The organism is Janibacter melonis, from assembly GCF_020567375.1.
GTDB classification, from domain to species: domain Bacteria; phylum Actinomycetota; class Actinomycetes; order Actinomycetales; family Dermatophilaceae; genus Marihabitans; species Marihabitans melonis.
In genome coordinates this window covers 98,462-113,357 of record NZ_JAJBZM010000002.1, presented here as the reverse complement: position 1 = coordinate 113,357, position 14,896 = coordinate 98,462, and the positions used below count along the sequence as shown (strand labels likewise).

The following is a 14,896-nucleotide window of genomic DNA, read 5'->3' as shown; positions in this document are numbered from 1 at the left end:
CGCAGTACTGATCGCGATCACGACCAGTACTGCGTGGTACCCGCGGCAGAGCGGGGGGCATCGCGACCCATGACGTACGAAGGGGGACCCACCAGGTGGTGGGTCCCCTTCGGCATGCCCGGGGTGGGCTGCGCGAAGGGGTGGGGCGGGCGAAGGGGCGGAGGGGGCGAAGGGGTCAGGCGGCGCGGGCGGCGGTCTGGCTCGGCAGCTCGCCGAAGCGGCGCTTGTAGTCGGCGGCGAAACGGCCCATGTGGTGCAGGCCCCAGCGCATCGCCACATCCGTGACGGGCCCCGCGCCCGCGGCGAGGTCGACCCGCACCCGGTCGAGGCGCAGGTCGTGCAGGTAGGCCAGCGGCGAGGTCCCGACGTGCTCTCGGAAGGCCTGCTGCAGCCGGCGCACGCTGCAGCCGGCGATCTCGGACAGGTCCGCGGGGGACCACGGCCGCGCGGGGTCGGCCTCCATCGCCTCGACGGCGCGGTGCACCGGGCGCGGCCGGGTGCTCGTCAGCGAGTCCTCGGGCACCGCCGCGAGGAGCAGCCCGGTAACGAGCATGCTCGAGACCGACTCGGCGACGCGGGGGTCGCGGTAGAGGACGCCGCCGCAGTCGCGCGCGTTGCGCAGGGTCGTGCGGGCCATCGCCACCCAGGCGCGCCCCTCCGGCCCGCTGAGGTCCACGACCCGGGGCAGGACGAGGCCCTTGCGGGCGAGCACCCGCTCGCTCTCTCGGGCGAGGTAGTCCTCGTCGACGCGGAGCCCGAGCACGTCGCTGTCGGGGGTCCACGCCGGCAACCGGGCCGGGGTGTCCGCGGGGAAGATCGCGGCCTGGCCGGGCTCGGTCGTCACCGACGTGCCGCCGAGGACGGACTCCATCGAGCCGCGCAGCTGGAGGTTGATCGCGACGGCACCGGCGTGGTCGGTCGAGATGTCGACGGTCGCGCCGAAGCGGATGTGCGCGACGCGGACGAGGGAGAGGTCGACGACCTCGAGCTCGGAGCGGGCGGCAGAGCCCTCGGAGCGCGGCCGCAGGGCATGCGGGAAGTATGCGTCGGCGACCGCGTCGTGCACGCCCTCCCAGTCGGAGAAGGTGGGCGTGCTCTCATGGAGGTGCCGCATCGCACCTCACCTCCTTCGTCTCGTGAGTATGCGCACCCGGGGGGCCGTCGGGAAGCCGCCGACGAGAAGCGTTCCGCAGCGCGGAACGCCGTGGACCCCCCTTCGCCGGGCCCAGATCCCCGGCGCGAAGGGGGCGGCGAGCCCACCCGAGAGGGTGGGTGCGCTCCCCGGATAGCCGCTGCGCTCAGCGGATCGTGCCCGCGCCGACGCGCTCATAACGTCCCTCCCACGCCGTGCAACGACGCCGGCGACGTGCCCTCCCCTCGCCGGGAGCCACGCAACGCAACGGACCGAGGAGTCAGCACGATGACCCCCTTCATGCTCCGAGTGGCAGACGTGGTCGGTGTGGACGCCGACGACCAGCCCGACGTGGGCGCGATCGCGCCGATGCCGACCACCCGCATCAGCCAGCGGATCTCCACGGGCACCGGCGCCGACCGGCACGTCGCCATCCGCTCCCTCGCCGAGCAGCTGCTGTGCGAGGCCAACGCGGTGCTCGGCCCGCAGCGCCACCACCTCTCCCTCGTCGACGAGACGCTGCCCAGCGAGCTCGCCTTCGAGGTGCGCATGGACGAGCGGGCCGCCCGCATCTCCACCACCTTCGAGGACGGCATCGCCTACGGGCGCCTCGTCGGCCAGGGCTTCGACAGCGAGCTCCCCCAGGAGCTCGACAGCGCGGATGCCCTGCCCGACCTGCTCGTCCGACTCATCGTCGAGGCAGGGGCGCAGCGCCCCGTCGCCTCCTGACCCACGCCCACCCAGGAGGACACCGTGCAGTACGAGCTGAAGACGCAGGTCATCGAGACCCAGCGCCACACCTTCGACCACATCGCCGCGATCTTCGGCGACCGGCCGGCCACCCGGTACCAGGAGGGCTCGGTCGACATCCAGCCCAAGGAGAACTTCCACTACGCCCCGATGTGGGCGCCGCAGGCCCAGCTGTACGGCGACGACTTCAGCGCCTTCGTCCTCAGCGACCCCAACGCCTTCCTCGACCCGCGGCAGTACTACTACGCGCCGTACGTCGCCAACCGCGCCGAGGCCTACGACAGCTTCAAGACCTCGCTGGACTACATCGAGGACCGCGACCTGCTCGGCCGGCTGCCCCAGGACTGGAAGGACGTCGTCTCCGAGGTCGTCATCCCGATGCGCCACTACGAGAGCGGCGCGCAGCTGATCCTCACGGCGGCGGCCCGCTTCAGCAACGGCTCGGCCCTGGCCCAGTGCCTCAGCTACGCCGGCTTCGACCGCACCGGCAACGCCCAGGTCATCTCCCGGATCGGCATCGCACTGGGCGGCGGCACGGCCGACCAGCTCGCGACGGCGAAGACGACGTGGCTCGAGGACGACGCGTTGCAGCCGCTGCGCGAGCACATGGAGAAGACGATCTGCGTCGACGACTGGGGCGTCGGGCTCGTCACCCTCTACGTCCTCGACGAGATGCTCTACGACCTGCTCTACGTGCACCTCGAGGACAAGGCCGTCACCGGCGGGGCCCCGGCGTACTCGCTGGCGATGCAGCACCTCGCCGGCTGGCTGGCCGAGCAGCGCACGTGGATCGAGAAGCTCTTCGCCACGTGGCGCGAGGACCCGCAGACCGGTGAGAAGAACGCCGAGCTGCTCGCCTCGACCGTCGAGGAGGCCCTCGCGAAGGCCGAGATCGCCCTTCGCCCGGTCGCCAAGAAGATCGACCGCCTGCTCGACGCCGGCGCCGGCGAGGCTCTCGACGCCAAGGCCGAGCAGCTGCGCGCCGCCCACGTCGTCCCCACGACCGCCTGAGGAGGCACCCCATGAGCGAGACCACCCAGACGCGCAAGGTCGGCGTCGACATCCAGGAGTCGGAGAACAACCGCGGGGTCATCGAGGCGATCGAGGCCGACAACCCCGAGGCCGAGCTCACCCACTCGCCCGGCCTCGTGCGCATCGCCGCCCCCGGCCGGCTCGTCATCCAGCAGGCCACGGTCGAGGAGAAGCTCGGCCGCCCGTGGGAGACCCACGAGTTCCAGATGGCCATCGTCAGCTACTTCGGACACATCCAGGAATGGGATGACGACGAGATCGTCATCGCCTGGGACCACTGAGAGGACCGATCACCATGACCATCGCACCGAAGAAGACCCGCAAGCTCTCGATGAAGTCCCGCTACCAGGCGCTCACCCGTGACCTGGACTGGGAGCCGAGCTACGTCGAGAAGGACGAGATGTTCCCCTACCTCGAGTTCGAGGGGATCAAGATCCACGACTGGGCGGCCTGGGAGGACCCCTTCCGCCTGACGATCGACGCGTACTGCAAGTACCAGGCCGAGAAGGACAAGCGCCTCTACGCCGTCCTCGACGGCTTCGCCCAGGGGCAGGGCCACCTCTCCCTCACCGACGCGAACTACCTCAACGCGATGAAGCTCTTCATCCAGGGGGTCGCGCCGCTGGAGTACGCGGCCCACCGCCACTTCTCCTTCCTCGCGCGTCACCTCGCCGGTCCCGGGCCGCGCTTCGCGGCCATGTGCCAGTCGATCGACGAGATGCGTCACTTCCAGACCGAGACGCACACGCTGAGCAACTACAACAAGTACTACGGCGGCTTCCACAACTACGTGCAGATGCACGACCGCGTCTGGTACCTCTCCGTCCCGAAGTCCTTCTTCGACGACGCCCTCACCGCCGGCCCCTTCGAGTTCCTCATCGCCGTCGGCTTCTCCTTCGAGTACCTGCTGACCAACTTGCTCTTCGTGCCCTTCATGTCGGGGGCGTCCTTCAACGGCGACCTGCCGACGATGACCTTCGGCTTCTCGGCGCAGTCCGACGAGTCGCGGCACATGACGCTCGGCCTCGAGGCGATCAAGTTCATCCTCGAGCAGGACGAGGACAACGTCCCGATCGTCCAGGCGTGGGTCGACAAGTGGTTCTGGCGGGGCTACCGCGTCACGGCGCTCATCGCCCAGATGCTCGACTACATGCTCCCGCGCAAGGTCATGAGCTGGAAGGAGAGCTTCGAGCTCTACTTCGAGGAGCAGATGCTCAACGGTCTCTTCAAGGACCTCGAGTTCTACGGGATCCGCCCGCCGAAGCACGTCGACGACGCGATCGCCGAGAAGGACATCCTCAGCCACGAGGTCTACTGGACGCTCTACCAGTTCGCCTTCGCCGCGTCCTTCACGACGACCGTCCCCGACGACGAGCACCTGCAGTGGCTCTCCGACAACTACGGCGAGGCCTTCACCAAGGACTTCCTCCCGCTGTGGGAGAAGGAGAAGAAGATCGTCGCCGAGGGCGGGCGCACCTTCTACCGCGGGCTGCCCCAGCTGTGCCAGGTCTGCCAGGTGCCGATGCTCTTCCGCGCCACCGACGGCTCGGACGAGATCGTCCAGCGCGAGTCCGAGCACGAGGGCGAGCTGTACAACACCTGCTCCGACGGCTGCCAGTGGATCTTCGAGCGCGAGCCCGAGAAGTACGTCCAGGCCTGGCTGCCCGTGCACCAGATCTTCCAGGGCGCGTGCGGCGGTCCGAGCGTGCCCGAGGTCCTCGACTGGTACGGCCTGCAGGAGGGCGACGGCGGCGAGTACATCGGCTCCGTCGACCACCAGAACTGGGAGAAGTGGCACGGCCGCGGCACCGCCGCCGACGACGGCACCGCCGCCGACGCCACAGCTGCCGTCAACGACGACGCGGCCGCCGTGGCCGCTGAGGGGAGGAGCTGAGATGGCTCTGAAGACGATCGGCGCGTACGACTTCCCGTCGCGCTCGCGCCAGGAGCTCTACGGCGAGGACCAGATGGTCCACGTGTGGTGGCGCGACAACCCGTGGTTCTGCGCCGCGGTGACGCAGCGGGCGCCGCGCTCGATGACCTTCGGCGACTTCTGGTCGCAGGTCCTCGTGCCGTGGGCCGGCACCGACCCCGAGCTCGCCGAGGGCAAGGACTGGAGCGACTTCGAGTGGACTCTCGGGGGCGAGCCCTTCGCCCCCGACCCGCAGAAGTCGCTCGCCGACCTCGGCATCGCCCACAAGGCCACGCTGTCCATGCGGGGTGCGGCCGCCTGATCGCGGCCGCCCCGGCGGTACCCACGAAGAGCGAGGACTGTCATGACGCGGTACACCATCACCGTCGAGCCGCTCGGTCGCGAGATCGAGTGCGACGAGGACCAGACCATCCTCGAGGCCTGCCTGCGCAACGGCGTGTGGCTGCCCCACTCGTGCACCCACGGCACCTGTGCCACGTGCAAGAGCGAGTGGCTCGACGGTGAGGTGGACCACGGCGAGGCCAGCTCCTTCGCGCTCATGGACTTCGAGCGCGAGGAGAAGCTGCTCACCTGCTGCGCCAAGCCTCGCTCCGACGTGACGATCGAGGCCGACCTCGACGTCGACGAGGACCTCGAGGTCTTCCCCGTCGACGACTACACGGGCACGGTCACCGTGCTCGAGGACATCGCGACCGACACCCGCCGTCTCGTCGTCGAGCTCGACCGCGAGATGGGCTTCAACGCCGGGCAGTACATGAAGCTGCTCGTCCCCGCGTGCGCCGACGGCCCCGAGGTCGACCGCACGTACTCGATGGCCAACCCGCCCACGCAGACCAAGACCCTCGAGTTCCACATCCGCAAGGTCGAGGGCGGGCGCGGGTCGGACGGCTGGGTCTTCAAGGACCTCGCCGTCGGCCAGCAGATCGCGCTCTCCGGGCCGTACGGGCGCTTCGTGCTCAAGACCGGCGACGACCGCCACGGGATCATGGTCGGCGGCGGCACCGGGATGGCCCCGATGAAGTCGATGGTGCGCCACGCCCTGGAGAACGGCGAGTACGAGGGCGAGCTGACCCTCTACGCCGGCGGCCGCTCCCGCGCCTGGCTCTACGACGTCGACTTCTTCCGGGCGCTCGAGGAGGAGCACGAGGGCTTCACCTTCCGCCCGTGCCTGTCCGACGAGACCCCGGAGGAGGTCGCCGCCTCGGGGGACGACCCCGACCGCTACGGATACGGGCTGGTGACCGACGTCATCGCCGCCGATCACGACAAGCTCTCCGGCTGCGCCGGCTACCTGTGCGGCCCGCCGCTCATGGTCGAGTCGGCGCTCAAGGTCCTCATGTCCAAGCGGCTCTTCCCCCGCGACATCTACCGCGAGGACTTCTTCAACGAGGCCGACAAGGTCGACGGCGGTCTCAAGTCCCCCCTGATCAAGAGGTGATCCGAGCAGTGACGAGCACGACGACCCCGACTGCCGCCCCGACGAACCCCGAGATCGGTCGGTCCGTCCAGACCGGGCAGCTACGCACGAACTACCACGACAGCGGTCCCCCGACGGGGGGCGAAGGGGGGACCGTCCTCCTCCTCCACGGGTCCGGACCGGGGGTGAGCGCCTTCGCGAACTGGCGCTTGCAGATCCCCGCGCTCGGCGCGCGGCACCGCGTCATCGCGCCGGACCTCGCCGGCTTCGGCTTCACCGACGTGCCGGAGGGCCAGGAGTACAGCCGCGAGGTGTGGCTGCGCCAGGTCGTCGACCTCCTCGACGCCCTCGAGGTCGACCGGGTCGACGTCGTCGGCAACTCCTTCGGCGGGTCGATGGCCCTCGCGCTCGCGATCCACCACCCGGAGCGGGTGCGCTCGGTCGTCCTCATGGGCAGCGTCGGCGTCCCCTTCGCCATCACCGAGGGGCTCGACGCGGTGTGGGGCTATGAGCCCGAGGTCGAGACGATGGGCCGGCTCATGCGCGAGACCTTCGCGTACGACAGCTCGCTCATCACCGACGAGCTCGTCGCGAGCCGGTACGCCGCCTCGACGCGCAGCGGGACGATGGAGGCCTTCTCCTCGATGTTCCCCGCGCCCCGCCAGCGGTGGGTCGACGCGATGGCCCACCCGGAGGGCTCGATCCGCGGGATCGAGGCCCCGGTGCTGCTCGTCCACGGGCGCGACGACAAGGTCATCCCGCTGTCGACCTCGTTGACGATGCTCGAGTGGATCGACGACGCGCGGCTGCACGTCTTCGGCAGGTGCGGGCACTGGACGCAGATCGAGCACGCCGCCGCCTTCAACGAGCTGGTCCTGGACTTCCTCGACCAGCAGCCGGGCTAGAGCCCCGAGTCGCGCAGGGTCCGGCTGAGGGTGAAGGCCGCGGTGCGCACGGCGATGCCCAGATGAGCCGGGTCGATCGAGCGGGTCGGCCCGGTCACCGACAGGCCCGCGCGGATCTTGCGGTCGGAGCCGAAGACCGGTGCCGCGACGCACGAGACGCCGACCGTCGACTCCTCGAGGTCGAGCGCCATGCCGACGCTGCGGATCTTGCGCAGCTCCTGGGTCAGCTGGCCCGGCGTGGTGATCGTCCGTGGCGTGAAGCGCGGCAGCCCGGCCTCGACGCGAGCCCGCACGGTCGCCATCGGCGAGTACGCGAGCATCACCTTGCCCACCCCCGTCGCGTGGGCCGGCAGGCGACCCCCGAGCCGCGAGTCCAGGCCGAGGTTCGGGCCGAGGATCTTGAGGTAGACGACGTCGACGCCGTCGAGCATCGCGAGGTGCACGCGGTGGTGGGTCGCCGCTCGCAGGTCCTCCATGACGGGGTCGGCGGCGTCGCGCAGGTCGCGATGGGCCGGCACCTGGGTGCCGAGCTCGAAGAGCTTGGGCCCCAGGCGGATGCGGTCGTCGAGACGCTCGAGCACCTGGACCTCGACGAGCTGGGCGACGAGCCGGTGCACGGAGCTCACCGGGAGATCGGTCGCGCGGGCGATCGCCCGGACCCCCGACGCCCCCTTCGCGACGGCGTCGAGGATCGCGCTGGCACGGGCGATGACGCCGTCGTCAGCGGTGTTCCGCTCATCGGGACGCATTCCTTGATCATGCCGCACACGCGGCGGGATCGTCGACACAACAGACCTCACGACACCGTCGTTGCCGAGGAGAGCACCATGTCAGCACAGCCCGTCATCCAGCCCGTCGAGACCGCCTGGTGCGCGTCGACCCCGTTGCGCCGCAAGCCGTCCGACGGCGGTGGCCTGCGCTCGGTGACGACGGCTCTCGACGTGCTCGAGTGCTTCGCCGCCGACGGCGAGCTCGGGGTTTCCGACATCGCCCGCCGGCTCGGCATCGCCAAGAGCACCGTGCACCGCGTCCTCACGACGCTCGCCGGGCGTGGCTTCATCGAGCAGGACCCCGAGACCGGCCTCTACCGTCTCGGGCTGCACCTGTACGAGCTCGGCGAGCTGACCATCGGGCGCCACGAGCTGCGCCACCGGGCGCTGCCCACCCTTCGCCAGGTGGCCACCCAGACCGGGCTCACCGTGAACTTCGGGGTCCCCGACGGCGCCGACGTCGTCTTCCTCGAGCGCATCGCGCTCGGTGCTGGCGAGCACATCCTCGGTCACGCCGGCCGACGCTTCCCCGCCCACGTGACGAGCTCGGGCAAGGCCATCGCCGCCTTCAGCCTCACCGTCGACCGGGCCCGCCGCGAGGCCGGCTTCCCGCCGCGGGTGCGCGGCACCGTGCGCACCGAGCAGGACTGGGCGCACGAGCTCGCCGGGGTGCGCTCGAAGGGGTACGCCATGGCCGTCGACGAGTCCTTCGACGGGGTGAGCTCGATCGCCGTGCCCGTCCTGCGCGGCGAGCTCGCCGTCGCCTCGATCTCGGTCTTCGGGCCGAGCGAGTCCGTCGTCGCCCGCGAGGACCGCATCGTCCCCCTGCTGCGCGCCGCCGCCCGCCGGATCGGCCGCCAGACCCACTGACCCGCCACCCCCCGGACCCCCGTCACCTCGCGAGGTGGCGGGGGTCTGCCCTGTCGTGGCCTGCTCCTCGGGCGACGGGGATGCGCTGGTCGAGGTGTCCGGGCGTGCTGGGGGTCGCGGCGACACCTCGACCCGGGCGAAGGGGGATCCAGCCTCCTCGAGATGTTGGCGCGTGCTCGGGTTGCAACCCGCGCGGCTGCCAGCTTCTCGGGCGGTGTGGTCTCGAGGCTCGGGCCTGGCGCCCCTCGCACCTCGGTCATCGAGGGGTGCGGCGCGGGTCGAGGTATCTGGGTGTGCTGGGGGTCGTGGGATCACCTCGACCCGGGCGAAGGGGGACCCCGCCTCCTCGAGATGGTGGCGGGTGCTCGGGTTGCAACCCGCGCGGCTGCCAGCTTCTCGAGCAGTTGGGGGGGGGGTGTGGTCTCGAGGCTCTTTCGTCGCACCTCGACCAGCAAACGGCTGGGGCCTGGTCTCGAGGCTCCTCCGTCGCACCTCGACCAGCAGGGCCCTCGACCATCCGCGGCGGGGGTGTCCCGCTGATCGGGACGGTTTCGTAGCCCTGGCCGGGGTGGGTGCGGGAGCCTCGTGAGGTCGCTGCGGGACGCACCCGGCGCACGTTCCACCGAAGGGAACGAGCCGACCACCGCGCCCCCGACATCCCTAGTTTTGATCGAAGTCCGCACCGTCGAAGGAGACCCATGGGCGAGCCGAGCCAGGTCCAGCAGGAGGCAGCGCAGCGCCTGCTGCGGGCCTACGAGACCCACACCCCGATCCCGCCGCTCACCGCGGACTACCCCGAGCTCACGGTCGAGGACGCCTACGGCATCCAGCTCGAGCAGGTGCGCCGCTGGACCGAGGACGGGCGCACGGTCGTCGGGCACAAGGTCGGGCTGACCTCCGCCGCGATGCAGAAGCAGCTCGGGGTCACCGAGCCCGACTTCGGCCACCTCTTCGCCGACTTCGTCTACGCCGAGCACGAGCCGATCCCCGCCGACCGCTTCCTGCAGCCGCGGGTCGAGCCGGAGATCGCCTTCGTCCTCAAGTCTCCGCTGGCCGGCCCGGGCGTCACCGTGACCCAGGCGATCGCCGCGGTCGACTACGTTCTCCCGGCCCTCGAGGTCGTCGACAGCCGCGTCGCGGACTGGAAGATCACCCTCGCCGACACCATTGCCGACAACGCGAGCTCGGGCGGCTACGTCCTCGGCTCGACGCCGACCCCCCTGCACGAGGTCGACCTGCGCCTCGTCGGCTGCGTCTTCCACCGCAACGCCCAGGTCATCGGGACTGGGGCCGGCGGCGCCGTCCTCGGCTCGCCGATCACCTCGCTCGTCTGGCTCGCCAACACCCTCGGCGCGCTCGGGACGACCCTCGAGGCGGGCGAGGTCATCCTCCCCGGCTCCGTCACCGCCATGAGCCCGGTCGCCCCGGGCGACACCTTCACCGCCACCTTCGCCGGGCTCGGCAGCGTCACGGCCCGCTTCGCCCACAGCTGAGAGACGAGACAGACATGACTGCACGCACGAAGGGGACCGCCGCGATCGTCGGCCCCGGCAACATCGGCACCGACCTGATGTTCAAGCTCATGCGCCGCTCCGAGATCATCGAGCCGCGCTACATGATCGGCGTCGACCCGGCGAGCGACGGCCTGCGCCGCGCGAAGACCCTGGGTCTCGAGGCCAGCCACGAAGGGGTCGACTGGCTCCTCGCGCAGGACGAGCTGCCCGACGTCGTCTTCGAGTGCACCTCGGCCAAGGCGCACCAGGCCAACGCGCCGCGCTACGCCGAGGCCGGCATCCTCGCCGTCGACCTCACCCCGGCCGCCGTCGGCCCCTACCTCTGCCCGCCGGTCAACCTCGACTTCAACCTCGACGCGACGAACGTCAACATGATCACCTGCGGTGGTCAGGCGACGACGCCGATCGTCGCGGCCGTCTCCTCCGTCGTCCCGGTCCCCTACGCCGAGATCGTCGCCTCGATCTCGAGCAAGTCCGCCGGCCCCGGCACCCGCGCCAACATCGACGAGTTCACCGAGACCACCTCGGAGGCCCTCGAGGTCGTCGGCGGCGCGACGAAGGGCAAGGCGATCATCATCCTCAACCCCGTCGAGCCCCCGCTGATGATGCGCAACACCGTCTTCTGCGCCATCCCCGAGGAGGCCGCCGAGGCCGGCGAGCTCAACGACCGGGTCCGCGAGTCCATCGCCGCCATGGTCGAGCGCGTCCAGGAGTACGTCCCCGGCTACCACCTGCGCGCCGAGCCGCAGTTCGACCACGCCCGTGACCTGTGGAACGGCATGGCGCGGGTCACCGTCCCCGTCGAGGTCAAGGGTCGCGGCGACTACCTGCCCGACTACGCCGGCAACCTCGACATCATCACCGCGGCCGCGGCCCGGGTCGGCGACATGATGGTCGCCCACCGCCTCGGCGTCGAGACCGGCTGGGTCTCCGAGGACCCGGCCACCACCCCTTCGCCCGACACGAAGCAGCAGGAGGTCTCGGCATGAGCGAGATGACCCACCCCATCCCGGAGTTCTCCGGCGGCGTCGACGTGCGCCTCACCGACACGACGCTGCGCGACGGCTCGCACGCGATGTCGCACCAGTTCACGGAGGAGCAGGTCCGCACGACGGTCCGCGCCCTCGACCAGGCCGGCGTCCAGGTCATCGAGGTGACCCACGGCGACGGGCTCGGCGGCTCGAGCTTCAACTACGGCTTCTCCGCCGTCGACGAGATGTCCCTCATCAAGGCCGCCCGGGCCGAGGCCGAGCGGGCCAAGATCGCCGTCCTCCTCCTGCCCGGTCTCGGCCGTGTCCACGACCTGCACCAGGCCCGCGACAACGGCGCCGACATCGCTCGCATCGCCACGCACTGCACCGAGGCCGACGTCTCGATCCAGCACTTCGGCGCAGCCCGCGACCTCGGCATGGAGACCGTCGGCTTCCTCATGCTCAGCCACATGGTCACGCCCGAGGAGCTCGCCAAGCAGGCGCGCATCATGGTCGACGCCGGCTGCCAGTGCGTCTACGTCGTCGACAGCGCCGGCGCCCTCATCCTCGAGGACGTCTCCGAGCGCGTGAGCGCCCTCGTCTCCGAGATCGGCTCGCAGGCCCAGGTCGGCTACCACGGCCACCAGAACATGTCCTTCGGCGTCGCGAACTCCGTGCTCGCCTACCGCGCCGGCGCCCGTCAGATCGACGGCTCGCTGTGCGCGCTCGGCGCCGGGGCGGGCAACTCCCCCACCGAGGTCCTCGCCGTGGCCTTCGAGCGCCTCGGCATCTCCACCGGGGTCGACATGGACGGCATCCTCGGCGCGGCCCAGGACGTCGTGCGGCCCTACATCCGCCGTCTGCCGTGGATGGACCGCTCCTCGATCACCCAGGGCTACGCGGGCGTCTACAGCTCCTTCCTCATCCACGCGGAGCGGGCCTCGGAGCGCTACGGCGTGCCGGCCCACGCGATCTTGTCGAAGGTCGGCGAGTACGGCTACGTCGGCGGCCAGGAGGACATGATCATCGACGTGGCGCTGGAGCTGCAGAAGCAGCACGAGATCGACATGGGCGACCTCCAGGCGCTCGGGGCGACCTCCTGATGGCCGCCCAGCAGTGGGACGTCGAGTCCGTCGCCGCCGAGCTGCTCGCCTGCGAGGACGAGCGTCGTGACCGGGTGAAGTTCACCGACGAGTGGCCCGAGCTCGACGTCGCGACCGGCTACGAGATCCAGGACCTCACCCTCGCCAAGCGCCTCGAGCGCGGCGAGAAGCTCATCGGGGTCAAGCTCGGCCTCACCTCGCGCGCCAAGCAGCAGCGGATGGGGGTCGACACCCCCTTCGTCGCCTGGCTCACCGACGCGATGATCCTGCCCGCCGGCGACCCCGTGCCCCAGGACGCGCTCATCCACCCCCGCATCGAGCCCGAGCTCGTCTTCGTCATGGGCGAGCGGCTCGAGGGCCCCGGTGTCACGGGCGCGCAGGCCATGGCGGCCGTCGCCGCCGTGCACGGCGGCGCCGAGGTCATCGACAGCCGGTACAAGGACTTCAAGTTCGCCGCCGGCGACGTCATCGCCGACAACGCGAGCTCGGGCGCCTTCGTCACCGGTGGGCTCGGGCTCGCCCCGAGCGAGGTCGACCTCTCCCTCGAGGCCGTCCTCGTCGAGGTCGACGGCGAGGTCGTCGACTCGGCGACCGGCGCCGCGGTCCAGGGTCACCCCGGCGAGGCGCTCGCGCTCGCCGCGAACGACCTCGCGACCCGCGGCCACGCCATCGAGGCCGGCTGGGTCGTGCTCACCGGCGGCATGACCGACGCGGTCTTCGCGCCGCCCGGGTCGAGCGTGGCCTGCCACTTCAGCAACCTCGGCTCGGTCTTCATCAGCGGTGGGACGAAGGGGGACGCCTGATGCCCGTCGTCCAGATCACCCTCACCCAGGGCCGCTCGCCGCAGGCGATCCGCTCGATGATCTCGAAGGTCACCGACGCGATCGTCGAGGCCGAGGTCGCCCCCAAGTCCAACATCCGCGTGCTCGTCACCGAGATCCCCCGCGAGCACTTCGCGGCGGGCGACGTGACGATCGCCGAGCGGCTGGCGTCGCAGGACGCCTCCGCAGAGAGGAGCTCGTCATGAGCGACACCTTTTTCGGTCACATCATCGACGGCGTCGAGGTCGAGTCGCTCGACGGCGGCCGTTTCGACGTCTACAACCCGTGGACGCAGGAGGTCTGGGCCCAGGCCGCCGAGGGCGGCGAGGCCGACGCCGACCGCGCGATCGCGAGCGCCCGCACGGCCTTCGACGAGGGCCCGTGGCCCCGCATGGGCCGCGTCGAGCGCGCAAGGCTCATCCACCGCCTCGCCGACCTCATGGAGGAGCGCACCGACGAGCTGGCGACCCTCGACAGCACGAACATGGGCAAGCCCCTCGCCCAGGCCAAGCACGACGTCGCCCGCTCCGCCGACAACTTCCGCTTCTTCGCCGACCACCAGCGCGACCACGTCGGCTCGGTCTTCCCCATGGACAGCGGCCACCACACGTACAGCGAGTTCGGCCCCGTCGGGGTCGTCGCGGCGATCTCGCCGTGGAACTTCCCGCTGATGATGGCGACGTGGAAGATCGCGCCCGCCATCGCGTGGGGCAACACGTGCATCATCAAGCCGAGCGAGGACACCCCCGCCTCGGTGACCCTCCTCGGTCGGCTCGCGGTCGAGGCCGGCTTCCCGCCCGGTGTCCTCAACGTGCTCAACGGCCACGGGGCGCCCGCCGGCGCCGCCCTCACCGGTGACGACCGCGTCGACCGCGTGACCTTCACCGGCTCCTCGACGACCGGCAAGGCGGTCATGGCCTCGGCCTCGACCCACCTCGCCCCGGTCTCCCTCGAGCTCGGCGGCAAGGGCGCGAACGTCGTCTTCGACGACGCCGATCTCGACAACGCGGTCCACTGGGCGGTCGAGGCGATCTTCCGCAACTCCGGGCAGATCTGCCTGGCCGGCTCGCGCCTCTTCGTCCAGGACGGCATCTACGACGAGTTCATGGAGCGCTTCCAGGCCGCGGCCGAGGCGCTGCCGATCGGCGACCCCTTCGACCCCGAGACGAAGTTCTCCGTCCTGGCTTCCAAGCGCCACTACGACAAGGTCGTCGGCTACGTCGAAGGGGTCGAGGCCACGGGCGGCACGATCCGCACCGGCGGCGTCGACGGCGAGGGCCGCTGGCTCGTGCGACCGACGATCATCGAGGACCTGCCCCTCGACGCCCCCGCGTACTGCGAGGAGATCTTCGGGCCGGTGTGCGTCGTCAACCGCTTCTCGACCGAGGACGAGGTCGTCCACCTCGCCAACGACACGCGCTACGGGCTCAACGCGATGCTCTTCACCGAGGGCCTCTCGCGGGCCCACCGGGTCTCCTCCCGGCTCAAGGCGGGCACCGTGTGGGTCAACTGCTTCTTCATCCGCGACCTGCGCACCCCCTTCGGCGGTGTCGGCGACTCCGGCGTCGGCCGCGAGGGCGGGGACTTCAGCCGTGAGTTCTTCACCGAGCCCAAGGCCGTCGTCATGCAGATCGACCGCACGAGCGCCTGACCGCAGCACCCTCCTCAGGGGTCGTCC

General features: G+C 70.8%; 16 protein-coding genes. 14 read left to right on the top strand and 2 right to left on the bottom strand.

The genetic code is table 11. From position 1 onward, the window contains the following. Positions 1-175 precede the first annotated feature (175 nt). Positions 176-1,114, bottom strand: a complete 939-nt coding sequence (locus LIV55_RS06610; protein ID WP_123093628.1) for an AraC family transcriptional regulator — start codon at positions 1,112-1,114, stop codon at positions 176-178. Positions 1,115-1,459: 345 nt separating this feature from the next. On the opposite strand from LIV55_RS06610, the gene LIV55_RS06605 reads away from it, so the two are divergent. The 7 genes from LIV55_RS06605 to LIV55_RS06575 are packed head-to-tail and all read left to right on the top strand — an operon-like array spanning position 1,460 to position 7,169. Next, positions 1,460-1,861 (top strand): hypothetical protein, encoded by a 402-nt coding sequence (locus LIV55_RS06605; protein ID WP_123093629.1) that lies wholly within the window; start codon positions 1,460-1,462, stop codon positions 1,859-1,861. A gap of 24 nt (positions 1,862-1,885) precedes the next feature. Continuing rightward, entirely contained in the window at positions 1,886-2,893 is a 1,008-nt protein-coding gene (locus tag LIV55_RS06600; RefSeq protein WP_229299694.1) for a ferritin family protein, read from the top strand. A gap of 11 nt (positions 2,894-2,904) precedes the next feature. Further along, positions 2,905-3,195 (top strand): MmoB/DmpM family protein, encoded by a 291-nt coding sequence (locus tag LIV55_RS06595; protein ID WP_068270921.1) that lies wholly within the window; start codon positions 2,905-2,907, stop codon positions 3,193-3,195. A 14-nt stretch (positions 3,196-3,209) separates the two neighbouring features. Further along, the gene (locus tag LIV55_RS06590; protein WP_229299693.1) at positions 3,210-4,808 is read left to right on the top strand and encodes a YHS domain-containing protein; all 1,599 of its coding nucleotides are present in this window, start codon (positions 3,210-3,212) and stop codon (positions 4,806-4,808) included. 1 nt (position 4,809) lies between these two features. Continuing rightward, the gene (locus LIV55_RS06585) at positions 4,810-5,148 is read left to right on the top strand and encodes a phenol hydroxylase subunit P4 (RefSeq protein WP_191681606.1); all 339 of its coding nucleotides are present in this window, start codon (positions 4,810-4,812) and stop codon (positions 5,146-5,148) included. A gap of 42 nt (positions 5,149-5,190) precedes the next feature. Then, on the top strand, positions 5,191-6,285 hold the full coding sequence (locus tag LIV55_RS06580; RefSeq protein ID WP_201468146.1) for an NADH:ubiquinone reductase (Na(+)-transporting) subunit F: 1,095 nt from the start codon (positions 5,191-5,193) through the stop codon (positions 6,283-6,285). Between the two features lie 8 nt (positions 6,286-6,293). Continuing rightward, positions 6,294-7,169, top strand: a complete 876-nt coding sequence (locus LIV55_RS06575) for an alpha/beta fold hydrolase (protein WP_229299692.1) — start codon at positions 6,294-6,296, stop codon at positions 7,167-7,169. Here LIV55_RS06575 and LIV55_RS06570 read toward each other — a convergent pair. Next, positions 7,166-7,918: an IclR family transcriptional regulator gene (locus LIV55_RS06570; protein ID WP_191681609.1), complete on the bottom strand. Its 753-nt coding sequence runs from the start codon at positions 7,916-7,918 to the stop codon at positions 7,166-7,168. The genes LIV55_RS06575 and LIV55_RS06570 overlap by 4 nt on opposite strands. 78 nt (positions 7,919-7,996) lie before the next feature. On the opposite strand from LIV55_RS06570, the gene LIV55_RS06565 reads away from it, so the two are divergent. The 7 genes from LIV55_RS06565 (at position 7,997) to LIV55_RS06535 (ending at position 14,869) form a co-directional block, all read left to right on the top strand. Continuing rightward, positions 7,997-8,809 (top strand): IclR family transcriptional regulator, encoded by an 813-nt coding sequence (locus LIV55_RS06565; RefSeq protein WP_229299691.1) that lies wholly within the window; start codon positions 7,997-7,999, stop codon positions 8,807-8,809. A gap of 698 nt (positions 8,810-9,507) precedes the next feature. Beyond that, positions 9,508-10,302: a 2-keto-4-pentenoate hydratase gene (locus tag LIV55_RS06560; protein ID WP_123093237.1), complete on the top strand. Its 795-nt coding sequence runs from the start codon at positions 9,508-9,510 to the stop codon at positions 10,300-10,302. A 14-nt stretch (positions 10,303-10,316) separates the two neighbouring features. Continuing rightward, the gene (locus tag LIV55_RS06555; RefSeq protein ID WP_229299690.1) at positions 10,317-11,312 is read left to right on the top strand and encodes an acetaldehyde dehydrogenase (acetylating); all 996 of its coding nucleotides are present in this window, start codon (positions 10,317-10,319) and stop codon (positions 11,310-11,312) included. After that, positions 11,309-12,397 (top strand): 4-hydroxy-2-oxovalerate aldolase, encoded by a 1,089-nt coding sequence (gene dmpG, locus LIV55_RS06550; RefSeq protein WP_205473719.1) that lies wholly within the window; start codon positions 11,309-11,311, stop codon positions 12,395-12,397. The genes LIV55_RS06555 and dmpG overlap by 4 nt, the downstream gene beginning before the upstream one ends. Then, a complete protein-coding gene (locus LIV55_RS06545) occupies positions 12,397-13,200 on the top strand; it encodes a 2-keto-4-pentenoate hydratase (protein ID WP_068270942.1) in 804 nt (267 codons plus the stop codon). The genes dmpG and LIV55_RS06545 overlap by 1 nt, the downstream gene beginning before the upstream one ends. Next, entirely contained in the window at positions 13,200-13,424 is a 225-nt protein-coding gene (locus tag LIV55_RS06540; RefSeq protein ID WP_123093235.1) for a tautomerase family protein, read from the top strand. The genes LIV55_RS06545 and LIV55_RS06540 overlap by 1 nt, the downstream gene beginning before the upstream one ends. Beyond that, positions 13,421-14,869 (top strand): aldehyde dehydrogenase, encoded by a 1,449-nt coding sequence (locus tag LIV55_RS06535; protein WP_123093234.1) that lies wholly within the window; start codon positions 13,421-13,423, stop codon positions 14,867-14,869. The genes LIV55_RS06540 and LIV55_RS06535 overlap by 4 nt, the downstream gene beginning before the upstream one ends. Positions 14,870-14,896 lie beyond the last annotated feature (27 nt).